The following is a 24,381-nucleotide window of genomic DNA, read 5'->3' on the forward strand; positions in this document are numbered from 1 at the left end:
AGCAGCGTAACGCCAGCACATTCTGCGCAAAACAAAAAACACAGGAACCTTCTATGTCCTTGCAACTGCATGATTGGATCGCCCGCGCCGACGCGCTCAACCCCGAGACACGCGCCTTTATCAACGGTGAGTACTGCGCTGCGTGCTCCGGCGCCAGCACCGAACGCATCAGTCCGATCGACGGGCGCCTGCTTGGGCTCATCGCCCAATGCGATGCACAAGATGCGCAAATCGCCGTCAACGCTGCACGCCAGGCGTTCGACTCAGGTGTCTGGTCGCGTCGCGCGCCGGTGGAACGCAAACGCGTCATGCTCAAATTCGCCGAGCTGATCGAGCGCGATATCGAGCATCTGGCGCTGCTGGAAACCCTCGACATGGGCAAGCCGATCAGCGACTCGCTGACGGTCGATGTGCCCGGCGCCGCGCGGGCAATTCGTTGGAATGGCGAGGCCATCGACAAGATCTACGATGAGGTGGCCAATACCGCACACGACGAACTTGGCCTGATTACCCGCGAACCGATTGGCGTGGTTGCCGCCATCGTGCCGTGGAATTTTCCGCTGATCATGACCTGCTGGAAGCTCGGCCCTGCCCTGGCGGCCGGCAACTCGGTAATCCTCAAGCCTTCCGACAAATCGCCGCTGACCGCCATCCGCCTGGCAAAGTTGGCGCTGGACGCTGGCATCCCTGCCGGGGTGTTCAACGTATTGCCGGGGCGTGGCCAGGTCGTCGGTAAAGCCCTGGCCACCCACATGGACATCGATGCCCTGGTGTTCACTGGCTCCACCGGCGTGGCCAAGCAACTGATGATTTTTGCTGGCGAATCGAACATGAAACGGGTCTGGCTGGAAGCCGGCGGCAAAAGCCCTAACATCGTTTTTGCCGACGCTCCTGACCTGCAGGCAGCCGCCGAGGCCGCGGCCAGCGCGATTGCCTTCAACCAGGGCGAAGTTTGTACCGCAGGTTCACGCCTACTGGTGGAGGAATCGATCAAAGAGCGCTTTACCGCCATGGTCGTTACTGCCCTGGACAACTGGAAGCCCGGCCATCCGTTGGACCCAGCCACCAAGGTCGGCGCCCTGGTCGACACCCAACACCTGCGCAGCGTGCTCAAGTACATCCAGATCGGCGAAGAAGAAGGTGCAACCCGCGCCTGCGGTGGCCGTCAGGTACTGGAAGAAACCGGTGGCAACTACCTGGAGCCAACGGTGTTCACCGACGTCACCAACGACATGCGTATCGCCCAGGAAGAAATTTTTGGCCCTGTGCTGGCGGTGATCAGCTTCAAGGACTGCGAAGACGCGATCCGCATCGCCAATGACACCCCCTATGGCCTGGCCGCCGGTGTCTGGACGGCAGACCTCAGCAAAGCGCACCGCACGGCCAAGGCCCTGCGTGCGGGCAGTGTCTGGGTCAATCAGTACGACGGTGGCGACATGACCGCGCCGTTCGGCGGCTTCAAACAGTCGGGCAATGGCCGTGACAAGTCACTGCATGCGTTCGACAAATACACCGAACTCAAAGCCACCTGGATCAAACTCTGAGAGCCCTGTGATGCTGATAAAAGACATTGCTGACTTCGTCTACAACGCGCCTGCCGAGCGCTACCTGCCCCGGCCTGAACGCCTGATCAGCGGCCACCCCGAGCAATCGGCACACAATCAATTCTGCAGTGCCAACGGCCAGTTCAATGCCGGTGTCTGGGAGAGCGAACCCGGTCGCTGGCAGGTGGTGTACACCGAAGATGAATACTGCGAAATCCTCAGTGGCCAGTCACTGATCCACGACCAGAATGGCCACGTGAAAGTGGTGCAGGCCGGTGACCGCTTCGTCATCCCCGCCGGATTCACCGGCATCTGGGAAGTGGTGACCACCTGCAAGAAGGTCTACGTCACCTTCCAGGCCTGAATCAGGCCTGCTGTTGAACTGGGCTCTTTGTGGGAGCGGGCTTGCCCCGCGATGACGATGTAACTGGCACACCGCAATCGCGGGGCAAGCCCGCTCCCACAGGTAGGGCTGCCCCGCTATCAGCTGCTGAGCTGCTGCAACAACACTTCCAGCGGATGACGCAAGGTCCGATCAGCCTGGCGCTTGACCTGGCTGCGGCACGAATAGCCAGTCGCCAGCGCTTCGCCTTCTTTGTCCAGCTTGGTCGCCCAGGACTGTTCGAAGATGGTCTTCGAGGTTTCCTGATTACGAGCCTCGTGACCATAAGTACCGGACATTCCGCAGCAACCGGTGGCTTCGGTGGAGAGTTTCAGGCCCAGGCGGGCAAACACCTGCTCCCACTGTCGCGTACTGGCCGGCACGTTGGTTTTCTCGGTGCAGTGCGCCATCAAGCGGTAGGTGGTGGTTGTCCGGGTTGGCTGCTCGGGCAGCACATCCATCAGCCACTCCTGCGGCAACAGCACTTTCGGGCATGCCCCCAGACCTGGAACCTTCTGGTACTCCTGGCGATAAACCAGGGTCATGGCCGGGTCCAGGCCCACCAGCGGCACACCGCACTCCGCCAAAGCACTGAGCTCACGGGCATTGCGAATCGCCGCCTTGTTGAAGGCACCGAGGAAGCCTTGAACGTGCAATGGCTTGCCGTTTGCACTGTACGGCGCCAGATAAATACGATGCCCCAGGCGATACGCAAGGTCGATGAAAGCCGCCAGCACCGGGGTTTCGAAGTAGCGGGTGAAGGCATCCTGAACCAGCACGATGCTGCGCTCGCGCTGGGCCGGGGTCAGTTCGCGCAGGGCCGGGATGCTGGCCACACGCACGTTGCAACGCGTCAGGGTAGCCTGGAAGTTGTAGCGACTGATCAGCGGGCTGTCGAGCATACCGACATGGCGCTCAAGCAGGTTGCTTACCCACTTCGAGCCCATCACCGCGTTGTACAGGCCGGGAGCATAAGCCAGGTACGGAATAGTGAACTCCAGCGAGCCGATCAGGTAGTCGCGCAGCGGCCGCTGATAACGCCCGTGGTACAGCTCCAGAAAACGCGAGCGGAACTCCGGTACGTTGACCTTGATCGGGCACTGGCCCGCGCACGACTTACAGGCCAGGCAGCCGGCCATGGCGTCGTACACCTCGTGGGAGAAGTCTGCCTCACCCTTGTTGCGTGCCAGGTTGTTACGCAGACGTGCCGGCAGACCTTTGAGCCAGTTGAGCTTGCCTTGGGCAGTCGCCAGCACGTCGATGTTGGCAGCGCCTTGCAAGCGCAGCCATTCGCGGATCAGCGACGCACGGCCTTTGGGTGAATGTTGACGTTCGCGGGTGGCTTTCCACGACGGGCACATGGCGTCGTTGGGGTCGTAGTTGTAGCAGGCACCGTTGCCGTTACAGTGCACGGCGCTGCCGAAGCTTTGCCACACGCGCTCGTCGATCTGGCGGTCGAAGTCGCCGCGCATCGGTGCCTCGTTGACCTTGATCAGGCCCTGGGCGCTGTCCGGCGGGGTGCAGATTTTGCCGGGGTTGAGCTGGTTGTGCGGGTCGAACGCGCCTTTGAGCGCCTGCAGCGACGGGTACAATTCACCGAAGTATTCCGGCACGTATTCCGAACGCAGGCCTTTGCCATGTTCACCCCAGAGCAGGCCGCCATAGCGCAGGGTCAGGGCGGCCACGGCATCGGAAATCGGTTTGACCAGCGCGGCCTGGGCCGGGTCTTTCATGTCCAGCGCCGGGCGAACGTGGAGTACGCCGGCATCGACGTGGCCGAACATGCCGTAGGCCAGGCCATAGCCATCGAGTAAGGCTCTGAAGTCGGCAATGTAGTCCGCCAGTTGTTCCGGTGGCACGGCGGTGTCTTCAACGAACGGCTGCGGGCGCACTTCGCCCTCGACGTTGCCGAGCAGGCCCACCGAACGCTTACGCATGGTGTAGACCCGGGTCACCGCCTCGGCACCTTCGGCCAGGGTGTGGCCCAGGCGCTCGACGCCTTTGTCGGCCTGCAGGTGAGCGACAAAGGCCTGCACCCGCGCATTCACTTCAGCCGGGTCATCACCACAGAACTCAACGAGGTTGATACCCAAGGTCGGGCGCTCGGCATCCGCCGGGAAATACTCGGCGACGCTGTGCCAGACAATGTCTTTCATCGCCAGCATCAACACTTTGGAGTCGACAGTTTCAATCGACAGCGGCTTGTGCGCCATCAGCGCATTGGCGTCGCGCAGGGCATCCATGAAGCTGGTGTAGCGCACGTTGACCAGCACCGCGTATTTAGGGATCGGCAGCACATTGAGCTTGGCCTCGACCACATACCCCAGCGAACCCTCGGCACCGCACAGCACACTGTTGAGGTTGAAGCGGCCCTGCTCATCGCGCAGGTGCGCCAGGTCGTAACCGGTCAGGCAACGGTTGAGCTTGGGAAAGGTCTGCTCGATCAGCTCGGCCTGGGTTTCCTGGATCTGCCGAGCGGTGCGGTACACCTCACCGGCACGACCCGGCTCGGCGCAGGCCTGCTCCAGTTCATCGTCGCTCAACGGTCGGGTGTGCAAGCGCTGCCCCCCGAGCAATACGCTGTGCAGTTCAAGCACGTGGTCGCGGGTTTTACCGTAGGTGCAGCTGCCCTGGCCGCTGGCGTCGGTGTTGATCATGCCGCCGACGGTGGCGCGGTTGGAGGTCGACAGCTCTGGCGCGAAGAACAAGCCATGGGGCTTGAGCGCGGCATTGAGCTGGTCTTTGACCACACCGGCCTGAACCCGCACCCAACGCTCTTCGACGTTGATTTCAAGGATGCTGTTCATGTGCCGCGACAGGTCAACGACGATGCCGTCGGTCAGCGACTGGCCATTGGTGCCGGTGCCACCGCCGCGTGGCGTGAGTTTGACCGCTTTGAAGCGCGGCTCGGCCATCAGCGTCGCAATGCACGCGACGTCGTCGGCATCCTGGGGGAACACCGCCGCCTGCGGCAGGCGCTGGTAGATGGAGTTGTCGGTGGCCAGCACCGTGCGGGTGGCGTAGTCGGCACTGAGCTGGCCACGGAAACCGGCAGCGCGCAGGGCATCGAGGAAATCAGGGTACAGCGTGGCCGGTGCAGTGCCGGTCAATCGGGCGATCATCGGGGGATGGCCTCATTTATGTCAGGCTAATCATGAATACGTGCTGAAACGGTATGGTCAGTACACGGTCAGGTAGTGGATGATGCCAATGATCCCGCAGCCTTGAGCCAGGCACAAACGGATTATCCCGCAGCCTTTGATGACTTTTACGAATGAATTACCGCAACCTCACCCCGTCCATGTCCTTGCTGCTGGCATTTGAAGCCGCCGCACGCCATGAAAGCTACACCCGCGCCGCCGTGGAACTGGCCCTGACCCAAAGCGCCGTCAGCCGTCAGGTGCAGGCGCTGGAGCAGCAATTGGGGGTGACTTTATTCCGCCGCGAAGGCCGCACCGTCAAGCTCACCGAAGTTGGTCGCCTGTATCAACGCGAAATCAGCGAAGCCCTGGGCCGCGTGCGCAGCGCCACCCTGCACGCTATTGCCCATCAGGCCGGCGGCGGCAGTTTGCGCTTGGCCACCCTGCCAACCTTTGGTTCGAAATGGTTGTTGCCACGCCTGCATGAGTTCTACCGCAGCCATCCTGAAGTGCTGGTGCACATCAATTCACGGATTGAACCGGTCGACTTCGACACCAGCGGCATAGACGCCGCGATTGTCGTTGCCACCCATGAGTTGCCGGGGCTGATCTGCCATCGTCTGCACGCGGAAGAATTGATGGTGATTCTGTCACCGACACTGGCGGCCACCCTGCCCGCCTGGGACGCCAAAGCCATCAGCCAGCAAGTGCTCCTGAGTGTCGCCAACAACGCCAATGCCTGGGGTGAATGGTTCACCCACCACGGCCTCGCGCATCAGGCAATGCGCCTGGGGCCGAGTTTCGAATTGACCTCGCACCTGATCCAAGCCGTGCGTGCCGACATCGGCATTGGCCTGGTGCCACGCATTCTGATCAGTGATGAGTTGGCCAGCGGCGAGCTGAGCAGCCCTACCTCGCCCTTTGCCAGCGTCCGCAGTTACTACCTGGTGTACCCACCGCGAAATCAGGCGCTGCCTGCGCTGCAGGCGTTTCGCAGTTGGCTGCTGGACAAGGCCGGAATGGAGCTTAAAGGTTGAGCGCGACGCGGTAACGTCGCGCTCGTGCTCACTCAATGCGGTGCGCGCGGGATGGTTTTCAGCAGGTCTTCCGGGCTGATGTGCCCCACCACCGGTTGGCTACCCGGTTGCGGCAGGTCGAAGATGTGGCCCTTCATCTTGCCGATGATGTGCATCTCGCACGGCTTGCAGTCGAACTTCAGGGTCAGCACTTCATCACCGTGAATCAACTGCATCGGCGCCACCTTGGTACGCACACCGGTGACGCCCTTGGCCTGTTTCGGGCACAGGTTGAAGGAGAACCGCAGGCAGTGCTTGGTGATCATCACCGGCACCTCGCCTTTCTCTTCATGGGCTTCGAACGCTGCGTCGATCAGTTTCACGCCATGACGGTGATAGAAATCACGCGCCTTCTGGTTGTAGACGTTGGCCAGGAACGACAGGTGCGACTCCGGGTACACCGGCGGTGGGTTGCTTTCAGCCTTGCGGCTGCCCCGTGGGTGAGCCTCGACGCGGGCGGCGGTGAGGGCTTCGATCACTTCACGGCGCAGTGCCTTGAGCTGTGAGTTGGGAATGAAGTACGCCTGCGGTGCATCCAGCTTGATGTCGATGGCGTGATATTGCGTGGTGCCCAGTTGGCCGAGCAGATCCTGCAGTTGTTCCAGCGCCTGCTCTGGCTTATTGGCCACACCGAACGGACCGTCGAGGCTGACACTGGCACTGACGCCCTCTTCACTGGTGGCGGTCAGTTGCAGGCGCTCTTCACGCAGGCAGGCCGACCACTTCAGGCCAATGCGGCGCTCGGCGGAAGTCTTCTGCAGCGCTTGCTGCCAGTTGTGGTCGAGGTTCCGGCTCAGCGGGTGGTTAGGCCGTAGCTGATGCAGCCCTTTTGGCATCTCGTTCGGCTCGACGCGATAGCGGTAGCGCTTTTCGCCCTCTTCATCGAACTCGCCCTTAGGCTCGGCGATGTTGGCGCGAAAGCCGACGACTTCGCGCTTGACCAGCACATTGAGGCCGTCGCCGTTGGACAGTGGCTCATGGGTGACAACTTGCAGGTCGCGCTTGCCAACTTTCTCCACCACGCCCACCGCCAGGCCGGTGAAAGTCGGCGAGTCGAAGGCGCCGATATCGATTTTGCGTTCGCTGACGAAGTAATCGGTGCTGCCGCGGTGGAAGGTTTTGTCCGGGTCCGGCACGAAGAAGTGTGCAGTACGGCCGCTGGAGGCGCGGGCCAGGTCAGGACGGTCTTCAAGGACTTCGTCCAGGCGCTGGCGGTAATAGGCGGTGATGTTCTTCACATAGCCCATGTCCTTGTAGCGCCCTTCGATTTTGAACGAGCGCACACCGGCTTCGACCAGGGCGCGGATGTTGGCGCTCTGGTTGTTGTCTTTCATCGACAGCAGGTGTTTTTCGTAGGCGATCACCCCACCCTTTTCATCTTTGAGGGTGTACGGCAGGCGGCAAGCCTGGGAGCAGTCACCGCGGTTGGCACTGCGGCCAGTCTGGGCGTGGGAAATGTTGCACTGGCCGGAGAACGCCACGCACAACGCACCATGAATGAAGAACTCGATGGCGGCGTCGGTTTCATCGGCGATGGCGCGGATTTCCTTGAGGTTCAGCTCACGCGCCAACACCAGCTGCGAGAAACCGGCCTGATCGAGGAACTTGGCCCGCGCCAGGGTGCGGATGTCAGTTTGGGTACTGGCATGCAGCTCGATTGGCGGGATATCCAGCTCCATCACGCCCAGATCCTGGACGATCAGCGCGTCGACACCGGCGTCGTACAGCTGGTGGATCAGCTTGCGCGCTGGCTCCAGCTCGTTGTCGTGCAGGATGGTGTTGATGGTGGTGAACACCCGGGCATGGTAGCGACGGGCAAACTCCACCAACTGAGCGATATCGCTCACCTCGTTGCAGGCGTTGTGGCGGGCGCCAAAGCTTGGGCCACCGATATAGACGGCGTCGGCGCCATGCAGAATGGCCTCGCGGGCGATGGCAACATCGCGGGCAGGGCTGAGCAGTTCCAGGTGATGCTTGGGTAAGGACATGTTTTTTTAGTCAGGCTTGTCACGATCAAGGCGCGCATTGTAGCGCGAAACGCGTGACGAGCACCCCCGCCCTGCCCGATGGCGGCACCTCACCTGTAGGAGCGGCGGTGCGGCGACCCGACTTGCCCCGCGATGCGATGTGACAGACAGATCGCTATCGCGGGGCAAGCCCGCTCCCACCGTACCTCAGGCTTTGGCGGCCATTGCGGTGACTTCGACACGCATGCCTTCAACCGCCAGCGAGGCCACGCCAACCGCAGCGCGTACAGGCCAGGGTTTGCTGAAGAAACGCTGGTAAACCTCGTTGAAGGCAGCGCGGTCGGCCATGTCAGTGAGGTAAATGGTCAGGTGCAGCACCCGATCCATCGAGCTGCCGGCGCGCTCCAGTGCAACCTTCAGCGCTTGCAGGGTGCATTCGCTCTGCACGGTGATGTCGCCCAGCTCCAGGCTGCCATCGGCACGGGTAGGAATCTGGGTAGAGACCAGCACGCCGCCGAAGCCGGCGACATCGCTGGAGATGGACTCCGGGTCAGGATCTGGGATGTAGGTAATGTCGTGGTTGGCCATGAAAAATGTCCTGCTGAATGGAAAAACACTATGATGCCTGAGTGGCCGCAACAGTAACCGGCTGTTTTAAAAACAAATTATGTGATTTGGCTCTTCCCAGGCGGCAGAAAAGTTGGTAAATTTCCGCACATTCCTGCAACGGCAGTGAATAACCTCTCTTCAAACGAGTGTTCAGCACTCGTCGCAGTAGCTACAGGGGCGTCGCCAAGCGGTAAGGCAGCAGGTTTTGATCCTGCCATGCGTTGGTTCGAATCCAGCCGCCCCTGCCATTTTTCTTCTTCTCATCCAAGTTCAGTTCACGACAGTATCGTCGCAAGCACTCGCGCACCTCACACATCTTGCTCGGCCTATAACAGGCAGGGTTGGCGCTGTGTCGCGCCAACCCTGACCGCTATTTACTTCGCTACCAGTGGCGGCGTACGCGGTGGCACCAAGCGCTTGGAGCCGGTCGATTCGAACGCCGACGCCAGACGCAGCAGCGACGAGTCGTCATAGGCGCGACCAGCAAAGGTCAAGCCGACCGGCATGCCAATATCGGCCATCACACCCATCGGCACGGTGACTGTGGGCACACCCAGATGACGAATGGCCAGGTTGCCATTGGCCACCCACACACCGTTGCTCCAGGCGATATCCGCCGACGCCGGGTCGACATCCGCATTGGCCGGTGCAACGTCAGCGACGGTCGGGAACAGCACGGCATCCAGCCCCAGGCCATCCATCCACTCTTCCAGGTCGATACGCCGGGTTTTCTCCAGGCCACGCAGACCGTCTGGCACAGTACTGATCTGATCCCATGGAGTGATGCCACGTTCGGCCATGCGCACGTATTCGTCCATGCCCGCAGCCAGATCCCCTTCCCGGTTTGGCAGCGTGCCAGGGTCGTGAGGGAAAATCTTCGGCCCGTCGACATCGACCAGGCGGTTCAGTTTGGGGTCGCCGTTGGCCTGAAGGAAGTCATCGAAGGCCCAGGCAGTCAGGTCCCACAACTCGTGGTGCAGGAACTCTTTGGAGATCAGGCCACGGTTGAACACGGTTGGCGCACCAGGGCGATCACCTTCGCAGTTGGAAACCAGCGGGAAGTCCACATCGATAACTTCTGCGCCAGCAGCTTCCAGTGCTTTGCGAGCTGCTTCCCACAGGGCAATCACCGTCGGCCGGGTGTTGATGCGCTGGCCGGTCGGGCCGCCGATTCCCGGCGCTTCGCTAGTGCCTGCCTCGGGGTCAGCATTGATGTACATGCGCGGAATACCCAGGCGCTTGCCTGCCAGCGCTTCGGCGCTGACCGCCAGTTCCAGATACGATGCCGGGCGTACCGAGGCAACGCTCGGGATCGGTACCCAAGGTTGCATCCGCCACAGATCGCCACGGGTATCAGGGTCTTCGGCGACCACTACATCGAGCACTTCAAGCAGGTCGGCCATGGTCCGGGCGAAGGGCACGACCACGTCCATGGTCGGCGTCAGCGGCCAGTTGCCACGCACCGAGATCACTCCACGCGACGGCGTGTAGGCACACAGGCCATTGTTCGACGCAGGTCCGCGCCCGCTCGACCAGGTTTCTTCGGCCAGACCGAACGCCGAGAAGCTGGCGGCAGTGGCAGTGCCTGCACCATTGGAAGAACCCGAGGCAAACGGCGCAGTGAGGTACTCGGCGTTATACGGGCTCTCAGCCCGACCATACACCCCACGCTGCATGCCACCGTTGGCCATTGGTGGCATGTTGGTTTTACCCAGGCAGATCGCACCGGCAGCACGCAAGCGCTCGATGGTGAAGGCATCACGGTAGGCAACCAGCTCGGCAAACGCCGGGCTGCCGGAGGCGGCGGTGAGCCCCTTGACCAGGTAGCTGTCCTTGGCCGTGTAAGGAATGCCATCCAGCGGGCCCAGGGTTTCGCCCTTCGCCCGACGGGCATCGGAGGCTTGGGCCTCGGCCAGCGCCTCGGGATTGCGCACCACTACTGCATTGAGCGCGGTGGCTGTGGCCGGGCCGTCATAGGCATCAATGCGCGCCAGGTAAGCTTGCACCAGCTCGACCGCCGTGGTCTGGCCAGACTCAAGCGCCGCCCGCAACTGGGCAATGGAAACTTCGGTGACTTCGATCATGCGCTCACCACCGACGGCTGAAGGTTGATGCGGGGCATACTCAGAACAGGCACATCACATCGCTTAAAACGGGTTTTCATATCGAGTCTCATTGCACGCTATTACGCGAAACCGCGCATTGGCCACCATGAAACCCTGACACTGCGTTGAAAGCAACTGCACCGGGGACAACAGCGCTGTGCAGTGCTGCAAGTAGGAGCGGGCTTGCCCCGCGATACGGTGTGGCTGACAGATCGCAATCGTGGGGCAAGCCCGCTCCTACCGGACGGTTACCCTCCTGAGCCACAACGGACAGCCCCCACCCAGCATGCACCTCGCCCCGCCATCCCGGTTCTGCGCATTTTGTTCGGCCGATAAAGCCAAGGAGTTCTATCTGGCCTGGAAACACCGCGACGGTTTGATCTTGCACCTGAGCGAGCATCATGGCGATGCCACGCTGGGTTCGACGGTGTTTGCCCGGATCGAGGACATCATCGCCCTGCAGAACGAACTGGTCGCCAAACGCTATGGCTATTCGCGGCCAGAAGCCGTCAGCGTTGGCTGGGGATTGCAGATGGAGATCGCTGACCCGTTCGGCAACCGACTGCGTTTTTGTCAGCAGATCGAAGGCTGAGTTTCCGGAGCCAGAATAGACAAGGCCCCGTCCATTGCTGGGCGGGGCCTTGTTTTACCTACTGCCTAAGGGTGAATCATCGGTACCCGCCCCGCGATTGGCGGTGGTCGTGGTACGCATCGAGGTCAGCAGGCAAATCGTGTTGAATTCATACTGCGCCGAGGTATCAGGCAGGTCAATGCCGTTCCTATACCGTTGGTCAGTACGTGTATTTCAGGCTGGCCATGAAATTGCGCGGCGCGCCGTACACGCTCCAGCTGTCGGCAAAGCTGTAGTACTCCCGGTCGAACAGGTTGTTGACGTTCAACGAAGCACTCAGGTGCTCATCGATCTGGTAACGCGCCATCAGGTTGGTCAGCGCATAGCTGCCCTGGGTGTGGGTGTGCAGGTCCTGACCGGTCTTGCTTTGCCAGTTCACCCCGCCACCGACGGTGAGCCGATCCCAGGCGCCAGGCAGGCGGTAGCTGGTGAAGGTCTTCAGACCATGACGCGGTATCTGCGTCACGATGCGGTTGTCGTCACTGTCGGTACTGACGCTGTAGGCATAGCCAGCCGACGCCTGCCAGCCTTCACTCAACTCACCGCTGAGTTCCATTTCAACGCCTTTGGTGGTGGTGCCTTGCTCAGCCTTGTAATAGTTGTCCTGCACATAGACGGCCAGGTTGTCCTGATCGAGCTTGAACAGTGCCAGGCTGGCATTGAGCCGGTCTTCATTGAAGCTGCCCTTGACCCCCACTTCGTAGCCGGTACCTTCCTGTGGATCCAGCGGTTTGCCGTTGACGTCCTCGATCCCGTAATACTGTGGGTTGAAGATTTTCGTGTAGCTGGCATAGGCCGACCACTGATCGGTCAGGTCGTAGACCAGGCCGGTATACGGCAGGAATACACCGTTGCGGGTTTCTTCATCTTTGCTGTCACTGGCTGGGTCGGCGTAGGTGCGTACATCGTTGGTACGCTTCCAGTCAGTCACTCGCCCACCGACAATCAGGTGAGTGGCGTCGGTCAGGTTAAAGCGCCCGGTCATGTAGGCGGCGTACTGCTTCTCTTCGATGTAGGTTTTGCCAATCGGCGTGGTATCAGGCCGAGGGCCGCTGCCATCCCAGGTAAAGATGTTGTCGATGGTGCCGTCATAGCCGGTCCAGGGGCCGAACCAGCCACCATGGTTGGGGGTGTTCTCGCGGTAGCGCGACAACGTCAGGCCGGTGATCAGCTCATGCTCGCGACCGAACAGGCTGAACGGCCCGGTCAGGTAAGCATCGACGTTGTCCTGGCGCGGTTTGCCTGACCAGCGGTTGGGATACAGGAAAGCGCCGCTACCGGTTTCGCGGTCGATAGAGCCGTTCATGTAGTTGATCAGTTCGTCGAATTCGTTCTGCGAATGGCCGACTTCCAGCTTGGCGCTCCAACCGTTGTCGAACTGCTGCTCGATCGAAGCGAACAGGTTGGTCAGCGCCCGGTCGTTATAGGCCCACTCCGGCGCACTGTTGGCTGAACGGCTGAAATCGGTACGGCTGCCGTCACTGAAAAAAGTCTGGAAACCGGTGCGCAGCGGGCGTTCGACGTTGTTCTTCACGTAGCTGAAACCCAAAGTCAGCAAGGTCGACTCGCTCAGATCGAACTCACTGATGCCGTATACCAATTGCCCTTCGCTTTTCAGATGATCGATCCAAGAGGCCTGATCCTTGTAATCGAGCACCAAGCGGCCGCGCACATTACCACTCTCGGTCAAGCGCCCGGAGACATCCATACCCACGCCATAGCGATCCCAGCTACCGGCCTCGGAGGTGAAGCTCAGCTGCGGTTCATCAGTCGGACGCTTACGAATCAAGTTGACGGTGGCCGACGGGGTGCCAGAGCCACTGATCAAGCCTGTTGCCCCGCGTACGACTTCGACCCGGTCATACATGGCCGTGTTCTGCGTGGTCACGTCCAGGCGTGAGGCGGTGGGTACGCCGTCGATCTCGAAGTTGTTGATCTGAAAGCCGCGCGACCAGTAGGTGTCATTCTCTGCACCAACGCCGACCCGGGTCACAGTAATTCCCGTGGTGGCTTCCATCACTTCTGTCAGGTCGTTCAGCTTCTGGTCATCCAGCCGCTGGCGGGTGATCACACTCAGCGATTGCGGGGTTTCTTTGGGGGTGAGGTTGAGGCGCGTCGAACTGCTTGACGAATAGGTGGTGTACAACCCGGTGCCTTCGGTGGTCGAACCCGGCGCCTTGCCGGAGATGCTGATCGCGCCCAGCTCCATTGCCTGGCCGTCGCCACTGACCAACAGCGAGTAGCTGCCATCCACATTGCGCACCGCCACCAGGCCATTGCCACCGAGCAACAGAGCGAATCCCTGATCGACACTGTAGTTGCCGACCAGGCCTGGGCTCTGACGGCCCGCCGTAAGGCTGCTGTCAAACGACAACACCACGCCCGCGTCACCGGCAAAGCGGCTGAGCACTTCACCCAACGCCCCGGCTGCGATCTCGTAATGGCGCTGCTGTTCGGCAGCACTCGCCTGCCCGCTGCTGCTAAGCAAGGGCTGGAGCATACCGCCATACGCCAGAAGCGCAGCGCCAAGCAACGCCACGACCAATGGCTTTTTCACGAATGCCTGTTGCGGCCGGGTGGCCGGGGGATGAGTGACGCGGGACATGCTGACTCCTGTTTCGAACTATGAACGAGAATTAATCTTGTTCATGGGAGTCGTACCAACTGTGTGAAATCGACAATGCCCGTGCAATTTTTTTCATGTCCCTCAAGCGCGAGGCATCACACGTGTCCAGAAGCGTGTGTGCTGGCGGATGTCGACGGGCACAGCACGGGCGATAGCCGCAAGTGCCTGATCAGTGTTATCCAGCGGGAAGCTGCCCGAAAGTTGCAGGTGCGCCACCTCTTCAGCACAGCCCAGATAGCCCGGTCGATAGCGGCCCAACTCTGCCAACAGACGATCCAGGCGCCAACCGTCAATCAGCAGGTGCCCCTTGACCCATTCACCCTCACCGCTCTGCAACGCACGCCGCGCAACGATGCCCGCGCTGTCGAAACGCACGCCTTGCCCGGCTTCGATGCGCTGCGCTGGATGAGCATTGTGGATACTGACCGCCACGGCATGTTCAAGCACCGCCAGATCCGTACTGCCCTCGTATTGGCGCACAATGAACCGGGTACCCAAGGCCTGCATCTGGCCTTGGGCACTGACCACATAGAAGGGTCGGGCATCCTTGGCGGTTTCGATCAGCACTTCGCCCAGGAGCAGTACAACGCGGCGCGCCTGGGCATCAAACTGCACATCGACGGCACTTGAGGTATTGAGGGTCAATTGACTGCCATCGGCCAAATTCAGGGTTCGCCGTTGACCGCGCTCGGTACGGACATCGGCCAGCCACACCGGCGCCTGCCGATAGCCACTTAATCCCAGCGCGCTTACCCCCAGGCCCAGCAGCAGGCAGCGCAGCAATGTGCGCCGATCAAGCGGCATACGTGTGGCACGGGCCAATACCTTGCCGGCCATCGCACCATCGACGCCGGCCAGTTGTGCCTGCAACAGCTCCACCCGCTGCCAGGCCCAGGCATTGACTTCGCTGCGTTGCTTCCAGTGCTGCCACTGCTGTTGCAGTTGCGCGCTATGACTTGGCTGCCGGGCATACCAGTCGGCCGCTTCACTCAAAGCCTGACGCTGCTCGGCACTGATCACAAGCCATGCTCCAGCGCATACAACAAGCAGTGCTCGGTGGCCCGAGCGACGTACTTGGTCACCGAACTGACCGACACCCCCAGCTCGCTGGCGATGGACTTGTAATCCATACCTTGCAGCTGCGACAGCAAAAACGCGCGTTTGGTGCGGGCACCCAAGCCATCGAGCATGGCATCGATGGCCTGCAGCGCCTGTATCAGCATCAACTGATCTTCCGGCGAAGGCACCAAGGCTTCCGGCTGCTCGGCCAGCGTCTGCAAATAGGCCTGCTCCACCGCACGCCGGCGAAAGCTGTCGACCATAACGCGGCGGGCCACCGTGACCAGAAAATGCCTCGGTTCCTGCAGTGGCGCCTGCAGGCGTTGAGCGCGATCGGCCACCAGCAGGCGAACAAACGTGTCCTGCGCCAAATCTGCCGCCTGCTGAGAGCAGCCCAGGCGCGAACGCAGCCAGCCCACCAACCAACGATGATGGTCACTGTACAAGGCGCCAATGGTTAACCTCGGCAAAGGGGCAGCACTGGGAGCGGACATAGCAATAAATACGCGACTGAGAATTAATCGCAATTTAAACGAGCCATGCGTCAACAGCAATCATCGCACTGCAAATCTTGCACAAATCGCGGCCCAGGGCACTGCGCTGCCATCAACGCAAAGATTTTGCCTGCAACTAAGGTCCAATCTATGACTGGGCGTTCCCGATCCGCACGGGATGTATTATCGTGGCTGCGTGCGCAATAACACACGCCTGAGCGTTCAGGCATATGCAAACCGATTCGAGGGTGCCATGAGTAACGAAAGCATTAACTGGGACAAGCTGGGCTTCGACTACATCAAGACCGACAAGCGCTACCTGTCCTACTTCCGCAACGGCGAGTGGGACCAGGGCACCCTGACTGAAGACAACGTACTGCACATCAGCGAAGGCTCGACTGCCCTGCACTACGGCCAGCAATGCTTCGAAGGCCTGAAGGCTTACCGTTGCAAGGATGGCTCGATCAACCTGTTCCGCCCTGACCAGAACGCCCTGCGCATGCAGCGCAGCTGTGCTCGCCTGCTGATGCCGCAAGTGTCGACCGAAGCTTTCGTCGAGGCCTGCAAGCAAGTGGTCAAGGCCAACGAGCGTTTCGTACCGCCGCACGGCAAAGGCGCCCTGTACCTGCGTCCGTTCGTGATTGGCGTGGGTGACAACATTGGCGTGCGCACCGCGCCGGAGTTCATCTTCTCGATCTTCGCCATTCCGGTCGGCTCGTACTTCAAGGGCGGCATGAAGCCGCACAACTTCCAGATCTCCAGCTTCGACCGCGCCGCCCCACAAGGCACAGGTGCGGCCAAGGTCGGTGGCAACTATGCCGCCAGCCTGCAGCCGGGTGCCGAAGCGAAGAAGGCCCATTTCGCCGACGCCATCTACCTCGATCCGCTGACTCACACCAAGATCGAGGAAGTCGGTTCGGCCAACTTCTTCGGGATCACCGCGGACAACAAATTCATCACCCCGAAATCGCCGTCGGTACTGCCGGGTATCACCCGTCTGTCGCTGATGGAGCTGGCGCAATCGCGTCTGGGCCTGGAAGTGATCGAAGGTGACGTACTGATCGACAAGATCGGCCAGTTCAGCGAAGCCGGTGCGTGCGGTACTGCAGCCGTGATTACGCCGATCGGCGGTATCGAGTACCAAGGCAAGCTGCACGTGTTCTACAGCGAAACTGAAGTCGGCCCGGTTACCCAGAAGCTCTACAACGAGCTGACCGGTATTCAGAGTGGCGACATCGAAGGCCCAGCGGGCTGGATCGTCAAAGTCGCCTGAACCGTTATCAAGCGATGAATGGAGGGCATGCCAGTGATGGCATGCCCTTTTTTATGGCCATGGCTTTGTGAGTTGTGAGCTTATCCATTGGGTGTGGTGGCTCCACTGGCCCCTTCCGCCCTTACGGCGGCCTACTTTTTTCTTGGAAAAAGTAGGCAAAACCGCTCGCTCCTGCATCCGGCCCTACGCTGCGCTCCGGGTCCCCTCCCTCCGGCATTGCTCCCGCGAGGACCGCGCTAACGGGCCATCCATGGCCCGAAGCGCTTGACGGGCTCCTGCCCGTCACCTCACTCCGCAATACCTCCACTCAGCCTCCTGAAGTCGCAGACTGCGGCGCCTGGACTTGCGCGCACGCAGAAGCTTGTAGCTTGTAGCTTGTAGCTATCGGAGATACTCCCGCCCAGACGCCGCCCGTAACTTAGCGACTTCAGGAGGCCGAGTGGAGGTGCCTGGAGGGCCAGGTGCGTCAGCACCCTTCGGCTATGCCGAAGGCGCGAGATGTAGACTTGGCGAAGCAAGTCGTAGGCCGCGCGGGCCTGGAAGGTGCCGGAGCGAGGGGACCCGGAGCGCAGCGTAGGGCCGGATGCAGGAGCCAGCGGTTTTGGTTCCTTTTGCCAAGACAAAAGGGACCCGCCGTAAGGGCGGAAGGGGCCACCACAGCCACCACACCAAACGGATAAGCCCACAATACCAAGCGCCCCTACCAAGCCAACAACGCCCACAACAAACATGAATTTTTCTTTAACCCGGCCACCGCCTATTCTTTGGCACAATCAAGTCTCTACTCGCCCCCAGGTATTAGCATGCCCCGCGTACTGACTATCGAAGACGACGCTGTGACCGCTCAGGAGATCGTCGCCGAGCTTTCCAGCCACGGCCTGGAAGTGGATTGGGCCGACAACGGCCGTGAAGGCCTGGCCAAGGCCATTGCCGGAGGCTACGACCTCATCACCCTGGACCGTATGCTTCCCGAGCTCGATGGCCTGACCATCGTCACCACCCTGCGCAACCTGAAAATCGCCACACCGATCCTGATGATCAGCGCGCTGTCGGATGTCGACGAACGGGTGCGCGGCCTGCGCGCTGGCGGCGACGATTACCTGACCAAACCGTTCGCCTCCGACGAAATGGCGGCCCGTGTGGAAGTGCTGCTGCGCCGCAACAGTGTGCCCATGGCCCAGACCCGCCTGCAGGTCGCCGACCTGGAGCTGGACCTGATCAGCCATGAAGCCAAACGCGGCGAGCAATCACTGAACCTACTCCCCACCGAATACAAGCTGCTGGAATACCTCATGCGCCACGCCGGTCAGGTGATCACGCGGATGATGATTTTCGAGGAAGTCTGGGGCTATCACTTCGACCCAGGCACCAACCTGATCGACGTGCATATCGGGCGCTTGCGCAAGAAAATCGATGCTGCTGGCCAAACCCCGCTGATTCGGACCGTGCGGGGCTCGGGCTATGCCATTGCCGAACCCGTCTAAAGGCTGGAGTTCATCGACCAGCCGCCTGCTGGCGCTGTACAGTTTTTTGTTTGTAGCCTGGAGCAGCATTCTCATGGGAGTGCTGTACTTCGAAGTCTCCGGTTATTTGAATAAACTCACCCGCCACTCACTGCTGCAGCGCCAGCACCTGTTCGGGCACATGAGTGGCAAGCAGCTGGACGACGCTTTGATTGCCAGCCAGGCCTTTGAAGAACGCAGCTTCGATGCCTACGGCCTGTTCGACGCTCAGTTCAATCCGCTGGGCGGGCAGATTCGTCAGGTACCCACCGATCTGGGCCTGGACGGCAAGATCCATGAACTGGGCCGTTGCCTGGATGCCGACGACCCGCACCTGCCGCGCGATAGCTGCGACGCCGTAGCCATCAAGGTGCGCGATGGCCGCTGGCTGGTGCTGGTGCGCGACAATGGCTCGCTGTTTGTGGTCACCCGTATCATTCTGCATGCCCTGCTCTGGGGCTTGTCGCTGACTATCATCCCCGGCATCGCTGGCTGGTATTTGCTGCGTCGCCGCCCACTCAAACGCATTCGCGCCATCCAGGCCACCGCTGAGCAGATCGTTGCAGGTGACCTGACCCAGCGCTTGCCGCTGTCGCAGCGACGCGACGAGTTGGACATGCTTGCGGCCATCGTCAATGCCATGCTCGACCGTATCGAACGTTTGATGCATGAGGTCAAAGGTGTCTGCGACAACATCGCCCACGACCTGCGCACGCCACTGACCCGCCTGCGCGCCCAGCTGTACCGCATCCGCCAGCAGGCCGGGGATGACTCACCCCAGGCTCAGGCACTGGAGCAGGCCATTGGTGAAACGGACACCTTGATGGCGCGTTTTCGCGGGTTGCTACGCATCAGTGAACTGGAAGACCGCCAGCGCCGTGCCGGGTTCGTCGAACTGGACCCACACGCCCTGTTGGTGGAATTGCACGATTTCTACCTACCGCTGGCTGAAGATGGCGACATTCGCCTGGACCTTGATCTGCCGACGCAAGTGCCCGCACTCAACGGCGACCGCGAGCTGCTGTTCGAAGCGTTGTCGAACCTCCTGAGCAATGCCATCAAGTTCACCCCGGCGGGTGGTCTGGTGCGCATGGTTGCCAACAGTGAAGTTGGTGAGCTGAAAATTGCCGTGGAAGACAGCGGACCGGGGATTCCCGAGGCAGAGCGTGAGGCAGTGCTGAAGCGCTTTTACCGTAGCGATGAAGGCCACCGGCATTCAGGGTTCGGGCTGGGGCTGTCGATCGTTGCGGCGATCGCTGACTTGCATGGATTTGTGCTGGAAGTGGGCGCCAGTGAGCTGGGCGGGGCGAAGCTGGTGTTGCACTGCAGGACTGGGGGCGCTGGTTAGGAAAAATCGCGGGGCAAGCCCGCCCCCACAGAGGCCTTGTGGGAGCGGGCTTGCCCCGCGATCAGTCAGTCAGCCAGACGCCAGGTAGTAGCACCCTTGCTGTCTTCGAGCACCACACCCATGGCGGTGATCTGGTCGCGGATACGGTCCGACTCTGCCCAGTTCTTGTCAGCGCGCGCTTGCAAGCGCGCCTGGATCAAGGCTTCGACTTCAGCCGCATCAACCTTGCCTTCGGCACCGGCACGCAGGAAGTCATCGGCTTCCAGTTGCAGTACACCGAGCAAACCTGCCAGTTCACGCAGACGCCCGGCCAGGCCGGCAGCGACTTCAGGCTCAGCCTCACGCAGGCGGTTGATTTCACGCACCAGGTCGAACAACACCGCGCACGCTTCCGGGGTACCGAAGTCATCGTTCATCGCCACGGTGAAGCGCTCGACGTACGCCTCGCCCCCTTTGGCCTCGACTCGCGGCAAACCACGCAGGGCATGGTAGAAGCGCTCCAGCGCGCCCTTGGACTCGCGCAGGCTGTCTTCGGAGTAGTTGATCGAGCTGCGGTAGTGGCTCGACACCAGCAGGTAACGCACCACTTCCGGGTGATACTTGTCGAGCACGTCGCGAATGGTGAAGAAGTTGTTCAAGGACTTGGACATCTTCTCGCCATTGATGCGGATCATGCCGCAGTGCATCCACGAGTTGGCGTACTGCTTGCCGGTGGCCGCTTCGCTCTGGGCGATTTCGTTCTCGTGGTGCGGGAACTCCAGGTCGTTGCCGCCACCATGAATGTCGAAGCTCTCACCCAGGCAGCAGGTGGACATCACCGAGCACTCGATGTGCCAGCCCGGACGGCCCGGACCCCATGGCGACTCCCAACTCGGCTCACCCGGTTTAACGCCCTTCCAGAGGACGAAATCGAGTGGGTCCTGTTTGGCTTCGTCAACTTCGATGCGCGCACCGATGCGCAGGTCTTCGATTTTCTTGCGCGACAGCTTGCCGTAACCGACGAACTTGCCGACGCGGTAGTACACATCGCCATTACCAGGGGCATAGGCATAACCCTTGTCGATCAGGGTCTGGATCATTGCGTGCATGCCAGCGATATGGTCGGTGGCACGCGGTTCCAGATCCGGCGGCAGGATGTTCAGGCGGCGCTCGTCTTCGTGCATCGCGTCGATCATGCGGGCGGTCAGCGCGTCGAACGACTCGCCGTTTTCATTGGCCCGGTTGATGATCTTGTCATCGATGTCGGTGATGTTGCGCACATAGGTCAGGTCGTAGCCGCTGTAGCGCAGCCAACGGGTGACCAGGTCGAAGGCGACCATGCTGCGGCCGTGGCCCAGGTGGCAGAAGTCGTACACGGTCATACCGCAGACGTACATCCGTACCTTGTTGCCTTCCAGCGGCTTGAAAACTTCTTTGGTCTTGCTAAGCGTGTTGTAAATGGTAAGCACGAGCGTTCCTCAGCTGCCCCACGAATCGCGCAGGGTCACAGTCCGGTTGAATACCGGGCGACCCGGCTGGGAGTCTTTCAGGTCGGCGCAGAAGTAGCCTTCGCGCTCGAACTGGAAGCGGTCTTCTGGCTGGGCCTGGCCCAACGAAGGTTCCGCACGACAACCGGTAAGCACCTGCAGCGAATCGGGATTGATGTTGTCGAGGAAGCTGCCGCCGTCTTCGGTCTTCTCGGGGTTGGCCGAGCGGAACAGGCGGTCGTACAGACGTACTTCACACTCGACGCTGGCGTCAGCCGGCACCCAGTGGATCACACCCTTGACCTTGCGGCCTTCCGGGTTCTTGCCCAAGGTGTCCGGGTCGTAGGAGCAGCGCAGCTCGACGATGTTGCCGTCAGCGTCTTTGATCGCCTCGTCGGCGCGGATCACATAGCTGCCACGCAGGCGCACTTCACCGGCCGGCTCCAGGCGCTTGTAGCCTTTTGGCGGCTCTTCCATGAAGTCATCACGGTCGATGTAGATTTCACGGGCGAACGGCAGCGCACGCACGCCCATGTCTTCTTTAGGGTGGCAAGGCAGTTCGAGGTTCTCGACCTGACCTTCCGGATAGTTGGTGATGACCACTTTCAGCGGGCGCAGCACGCACATGGCGCGCGGCGCGGTACGGTCAAGGTCGTCACGGATGCTGAATTCGAGCATCGACATGTCGACCACACCGTCAGAACGGTTGGTGCCGATCATTTCGCAGAAGTTACGGATCGAGGCCGGGGTGTAACCGCGACGACGGAAGCCCGACAGAGTCGACATACGTGGGTCGTCCCAGCCGTTGACATGCTGCTCATCGACCAGTTGCTTGAGCTTGCGCTTGCTGGTGATGGTGTAGTTCAGGTTCAGGCGGCTGAACTCGTACTGGCGCGGCTTGGCCGGCACCGGCAGGTGCTCCAGGAACCACTCGTACAGCGGACGATGGCCTTCGAACTCCAGGGTGCAGATGGAGTGGGTGATGCCTTCGATGGCGTCCGACTGACCATGGGTGAAGTCGTAGTTCGGGTAGATGCACCACTTGTCACCGGTCTGGTGGTGGTGAGCATGACGGATGCGATAAAGGATCGGATCGCGCATGTTCATGTTCGGCGAGGCCATGTCGATCTTGGCCCGCAGCACACGCTCACCGTCCTTGAATTCGCCAGCCTTCATGCGCGCAAACAGGTCCAGGTTCTCTTCGACGCTGCGCTCGCGGAACGGGCTGTTCTTGCCAGGCTCGGTCAGGTTGCCACGGTATTCCTTGGCCTGTTCCGGGGTCAGGTCGCAGACGTAGGCATTGCCCGACTTGATCAGGTCCACTGCCCAGTCATGCAACTGGTCGAAGTATTCAGAGGCATAACGCACTGGACCGGTCCACTGGAAGCCCAGCCACTGCACATCGCTCTGGATGGCGTCGATGTACTCCTGGTCCTCTTTGGCCGGGTTGGTGTCATCGAAACGCAGGTGACAGGCTCCGCCGAATTCCTGGGCCAGGCCGAAGTTCACACAGATCGACTTGGCATGGCCGATGTGCAGGTATCCATTCGGCTCTGGCGGGAAACGGGTGACGATGCTGCTGTGCTTGCCCGAGTCCAGGTCAGCCTGCACGATCGGACGCAGGAAGTTCGCAGGGACGGCGGGAGCGCCTTTGGCAGCGGCGTTGGGAGCGGTGTCGGCAGTGGGCTTGCTCATAGGATCCTTGAATACGGGTACACGGCCTGAGTAGGCCGACTGAATCAAAGCGCTTATCATAGCCGAAGCAGTCGAGCTGCCGACAGCGTCGGGCCGACAAACTGGCGCGATATTCGGCAAGCAACGCGAAAAAACTGCCGCGAATAACGTATCGCGGGCTGTAGACTGTGCGTCAGGTGTGTATCGCGAACCTGCGCGACCCCTTTTTCGAATGCCTTGAAAGAGCGAATTCCAGCATGTCCAAAGTTAAACTGAGCACCAATCACGGCGACATCGTTATCGAACTGAACGCCGAAAAAGCCCCGATCACCGTGGCTAACTTCATCGAATACGTGAAAGCTGGCCACTACAGCAACACCGTATTCCACCGCGTCATCGGTAACTTCATGATCCAGGGTGGCGGCTTCGAACCTGGCATGAAAGAAAAGAAAGACAAGCGCCCAAGCATTCAGAACGAAGCTGACAACGGCCTGAGCAACGACAAGTACACCATTGCCATGGCCCGTACCATGGAGCCGCATTCGGCGTCGGCGCAGTTCTTCATCAACGTCACCGACAACACCTTCCTCAACCACTCCGGCAAGAACGTGCAGGGCTGGGGTTACGCTGTATTCGGTAAAGTCACCGAAGGCACCGACGTGGTCGACAACATCAAGAAAGTCGCCACCGGTTCCAAAGCCGGCCACCAGGACGTGCCGGTTGAAGACGTGATCATCGAGAAAGCCGAGATCATTGAGTGATACTGCTGATCTCTGATCTGCACCTGCAAGAAGAACGCCCGGACATTACCCGGGCGTTTCTTGATCTGCTCGACGGGCGGGCACGTCATGCCGAAGCGCTGTACATCCTCGGGGACTTCTTCGAGGCCTGGATCGGCGATGACGCGATGACGCCCTTCCAAAGCGAAATCTGCCAGGCCCTGCGCGCCTTGAGCGACAGCGGCACGCAGGTCTACCTGATGCACGGCAACCGTGATTTTCTGATCGGCGACGCCTTCTGCAAGGCGGCAGGCGCCACCCTGCTGGCTGACCCCAGCGTGGTACGCCTGGGCGGCGAGTCGGTGCTGCTGATGCACGGCGACAGCCTGTGTACGCTGGACGTCGGCTATATGAAGATGCGCCGCTACCTGCGCAACCCGGTCAGTTTATGGATACTCCGGCATCTGCCACTGAGCACCCGACAGAAACTGGCACGCAAGCTGCGCAGTGAAAGCCGGGCGCAGGTGCGCATGAAAGCCAACGACATTGTCGACGTTACGCCGGATGAAGTGCCACGGATCATGGCCGAATATGGCGTGCGTACTTTGGTGCACGGGCATACCCATCGCCCGGCGATTCACAAGTTGATGGTCGATGATCAACCGGCGCGGCGTATCGTGCTGGGTGACTGGGACCGTCAGGGCTGGGCGCTGCAGGTGGATGAGCAAGGGTTTCAACTGCAGCCTTTTGCTTTCCCCTGAAACCT

Annotated in this window: 18 protein-coding genes and 1 tRNA gene; 10 read left to right on the plus strand and 9 right to left on the minus strand. The window is 60.8% G+C overall.

Translation table 11 applies throughout. From position 1 onward, the window contains the following. Window positions 1-53: 53 nt before the first annotated feature. A complete protein-coding gene (locus tag E1573_RS06290) occupies window positions 54-1,544 on the plus strand; it encodes an aldehyde dehydrogenase (RefSeq protein ID WP_133211714.1) in 1,491 nt (496 codons plus the stop codon). Window positions 1,545-1,554: 10 nt separating this feature from the next. Next, window positions 1,555-1,908, plus strand: a complete 354-nt coding sequence (locus E1573_RS06295) for a cupin domain-containing protein (RefSeq protein WP_133211716.1) — start codon at window positions 1,555-1,557, stop codon at window positions 1,906-1,908. Window positions 1,909-2,027: 119 nt separating this feature from the next. Here the strand turns inward: E1573_RS06295 and E1573_RS06300 are convergent, their stop codons facing one another. Next, a complete protein-coding gene (locus E1573_RS06300; RefSeq protein WP_133211718.1) occupies window positions 2,028-5,048 on the minus strand; it encodes an FAD-binding and (Fe-S)-binding domain-containing protein in 3,021 nt (1,006 codons plus the stop codon). A gap of 152 nt (window positions 5,049-5,200) precedes the next feature. Here E1573_RS06300 and E1573_RS06305 point away from each other — a divergent pair, with 152 nt between their 5' ends. After that, window positions 5,201-6,103, plus strand: a complete 903-nt coding sequence (locus E1573_RS06305; protein ID WP_133211720.1) for a LysR substrate-binding domain-containing protein — start codon at window positions 5,201-5,203, stop codon at window positions 6,101-6,103. 32 nt (window positions 6,104-6,135) lie between these two features. On the opposite strand, the gene E1573_RS06310 is transcribed toward E1573_RS06305, so the two are convergent. Next, window positions 6,136-8,130, minus strand: a complete 1,995-nt coding sequence (locus tag E1573_RS06310) for a U32 family peptidase (protein WP_133211722.1) — start codon at window positions 8,128-8,130, stop codon at window positions 6,136-6,138. A gap of 186 nt (window positions 8,131-8,316) precedes the next feature. Next, complete coding sequence (locus E1573_RS06315) at window positions 8,317-8,697, minus strand: RidA family protein (RefSeq protein ID WP_133211724.1); 381 nt, start codon at window positions 8,695-8,697, stop codon at window positions 8,317-8,319. A gap of 194 nt (window positions 8,698-8,891) precedes the next feature. On the opposite strand from E1573_RS06315, the gene E1573_RS06320 reads away from it, so the two are divergent. Continuing rightward, window positions 8,892-8,966, plus strand: a tRNA-Gln gene (locus tag E1573_RS06320). Between the two features lie 126 nt (window positions 8,967-9,092). Here E1573_RS06320 and E1573_RS06325 read toward each other — a convergent pair. Beyond that, window positions 9,093-10,802 (minus strand): amidase, encoded by a 1,710-nt coding sequence (locus E1573_RS06325; protein WP_133211726.1) that lies wholly within the window; start codon window positions 10,800-10,802, stop codon window positions 9,093-9,095. Between the two features lie 307 nt (window positions 10,803-11,109). Between E1573_RS06325 and E1573_RS06330 the strand changes: the two genes are divergently transcribed. Beyond that, window positions 11,110-11,415: a glyoxalase superfamily protein gene (locus tag E1573_RS06330; protein ID WP_256659482.1), complete on the plus strand. Its 306-nt coding sequence runs from the start codon at window positions 11,110-11,112 to the stop codon at window positions 11,413-11,415. A gap of 199 nt (window positions 11,416-11,614) precedes the next feature. Here the strand turns inward: E1573_RS06330 and E1573_RS06335 are convergent, their stop codons facing one another. The 3 genes from E1573_RS06335 to E1573_RS06345 form a co-directional block, all read right to left on the minus strand. Beyond that, complete coding sequence (locus E1573_RS06335) at window positions 11,615-13,954, minus strand: TonB-dependent receptor (protein ID WP_133211954.1); 2,340 nt, start codon at window positions 13,952-13,954, stop codon at window positions 11,615-11,617. Window positions 13,955-14,161: 207 nt separating this feature from the next. After that, window positions 14,162-15,100, minus strand: coding sequence for a FecR domain-containing protein (locus E1573_RS06340; protein WP_133211728.1), 939 nt, complete (start codon window positions 15,098-15,100; stop codon window positions 14,162-14,164). Then, on the minus strand, window positions 15,097-15,633 hold the full coding sequence (locus E1573_RS06345) for a sigma-70 family RNA polymerase sigma factor (protein ID WP_133211730.1): 537 nt from the start codon (window positions 15,631-15,633) through the stop codon (window positions 15,097-15,099). Before E1573_RS06345 ends, E1573_RS06340 begins: the two co-directional genes overlap by 4 nt. A gap of 253 nt (window positions 15,634-15,886) precedes the next feature. Here E1573_RS06345 and E1573_RS06350 point away from each other — a divergent pair, with 253 nt between their 5' ends. The 3 genes from E1573_RS06350 to E1573_RS06360 all read left to right on the plus strand — a co-directional run bounded on the left by E1573_RS06350 (window position 15,887) and on the right by E1573_RS06360 (window position 19,756). Next, the gene (locus E1573_RS06350; protein ID WP_133211732.1) at window positions 15,887-16,906 is read left to right on the plus strand and encodes a branched-chain amino acid aminotransferase; all 1,020 of its coding nucleotides are present in this window, start codon (window positions 15,887-15,889) and stop codon (window positions 16,904-16,906) included. 803 nt (window positions 16,907-17,709) lie between these two features. Next, the gene (locus E1573_RS06355; RefSeq protein ID WP_133211734.1) at window positions 17,710-18,390 is read left to right on the plus strand and encodes a response regulator transcription factor; all 681 of its coding nucleotides are present in this window, start codon (window positions 17,710-17,712) and stop codon (window positions 18,388-18,390) included. After that, complete coding sequence (locus E1573_RS06360) at window positions 18,368-19,756, plus strand: HAMP domain-containing sensor histidine kinase (RefSeq protein ID WP_133211736.1); 1,389 nt, start codon at window positions 18,368-18,370, stop codon at window positions 19,754-19,756. Before E1573_RS06355 ends, E1573_RS06360 begins: the two co-directional genes overlap by 23 nt. 65 nt (window positions 19,757-19,821) lie before the next feature. Here the strand turns inward: E1573_RS06360 and cysS are convergent, their stop codons facing one another. Next, window positions 19,822-21,204, minus strand: a complete 1,383-nt coding sequence (cysS, locus tag E1573_RS06365) for a cysteine--tRNA ligase (RefSeq protein ID WP_133211738.1) — start codon at window positions 21,202-21,204, stop codon at window positions 19,822-19,824. Window positions 21,205-21,213: 9 nt separating this feature from the next. Beyond that, window positions 21,214-22,917, minus strand: coding sequence for a glutamine--tRNA ligase/YqeY domain fusion protein (locus E1573_RS06370; RefSeq protein WP_133211740.1), 1,704 nt, complete (start codon window positions 22,915-22,917; stop codon window positions 21,214-21,216). 236 nt (window positions 22,918-23,153) lie between these two features. Between E1573_RS06370 and E1573_RS06375 the strand changes: the two genes are divergently transcribed. Both E1573_RS06375 and E1573_RS06380 read left to right on the plus strand, forming a co-directional pair. Then, on the plus strand, window positions 23,154-23,657 hold the full coding sequence (locus E1573_RS06375) for a peptidylprolyl isomerase (protein WP_133211742.1): 504 nt from the start codon (window positions 23,154-23,156) through the stop codon (window positions 23,655-23,657). Further along, window positions 23,654-24,376, plus strand: a complete 723-nt coding sequence (locus tag E1573_RS06380; protein ID WP_133211744.1) for a UDP-2,3-diacylglucosamine diphosphatase — start codon at window positions 23,654-23,656, stop codon at window positions 24,374-24,376. The genes E1573_RS06375 and E1573_RS06380 overlap by 4 nt, the downstream gene beginning before the upstream one ends. Window positions 24,377-24,381 lie beyond the last annotated feature (5 nt).

It is taken from the genome of Pseudomonas sp. H9, assembly GCF_004353925.1.
GTDB lineage: Bacteria > Pseudomonadota > Gammaproteobacteria > Pseudomonadales > Pseudomonadaceae > Aquipseudomonas.

Excerpts from the sequence above, each read along its gene's own strand:
- E1573_RS06290 (WP_133211714.1), top strand. The coding sequence starts at position 54 with ATGTCCTTGCAACTGCATGATTGGATCGCCCGCGCCGACGCGCTCAAC.
- E1573_RS06295 (WP_133211716.1), top strand. The coding sequence starts at position 1,555 with ATGCTGATAAAAGACATTGCTGACTTCGTCTACAACGCGCCTGCCGAG.
- E1573_RS06300 (WP_133211718.1), bottom strand. The coding sequence starts at position 5,048 with ATGATCGCCCGATTGACCGGCACTGCACCGGCCACGCTGTACCCTGAT.
- E1573_RS06305 (WP_133211720.1), top strand. The coding sequence starts at position 5,201 with ATGAATTACCGCAACCTCACCCCGTCCATGTCCTTGCTGCTGGCATTT.
- E1573_RS06310 (WP_133211722.1), bottom strand. The coding sequence starts at position 8,130 with ATGTCCTTACCCAAGCATCACCTGGAACTGCTCAGCCCTGCCCGCGAT.
- E1573_RS06315 (WP_133211724.1), bottom strand. The coding sequence starts at position 8,697 with ATGGCCAACCACGACATTACCTACATCCCAGATCCTGACCCGGAGTCC.
- E1573_RS06325 (WP_133211726.1), bottom strand. The coding sequence starts at position 10,802 with ATGATCGAAGTCACCGAAGTTTCCATTGCCCAGTTGCGGGCGGCGCTT.
- E1573_RS06330 (WP_256659482.1), top strand. The coding sequence starts at position 11,110 with ATGCACCTCGCCCCGCCATCCCGGTTCTGCGCATTTTGTTCGGCCGAT.
- E1573_RS06335 (WP_133211954.1), bottom strand. The coding sequence starts at position 13,954 with ATGCTCCAGCCCTTGCTTAGCAGCAGCGGGCAGGCGAGTGCTGCCGAA.
- E1573_RS06345 (WP_133211730.1), bottom strand. The coding sequence starts at position 15,633 with ATGTCCGCTCCCAGTGCTGCCCCTTTGCCGAGGTTAACCATTGGCGCC.
- E1573_RS06350 (WP_133211732.1), top strand. The coding sequence starts at position 15,887 with ATGAGTAACGAAAGCATTAACTGGGACAAGCTGGGCTTCGACTACATC.
- E1573_RS06355 (WP_133211734.1), top strand. The coding sequence starts at position 17,710 with ATGCCCCGCGTACTGACTATCGAAGACGACGCTGTGACCGCTCAGGAG.
- E1573_RS06360 (WP_133211736.1), top strand. The coding sequence starts at position 18,368 with ATGCCATTGCCGAACCCGTCTAAAGGCTGGAGTTCATCGACCAGCCGC.
- E1573_RS06370 (WP_133211740.1), bottom strand. The coding sequence starts at position 22,917 with ATGAGCAAGCCCACTGCCGACACCGCTCCCAACGCCGCTGCCAAAGGC.
- E1573_RS06375 (WP_133211742.1), top strand. The coding sequence starts at position 23,154 with ATGTCCAAAGTTAAACTGAGCACCAATCACGGCGACATCGTTATCGAA.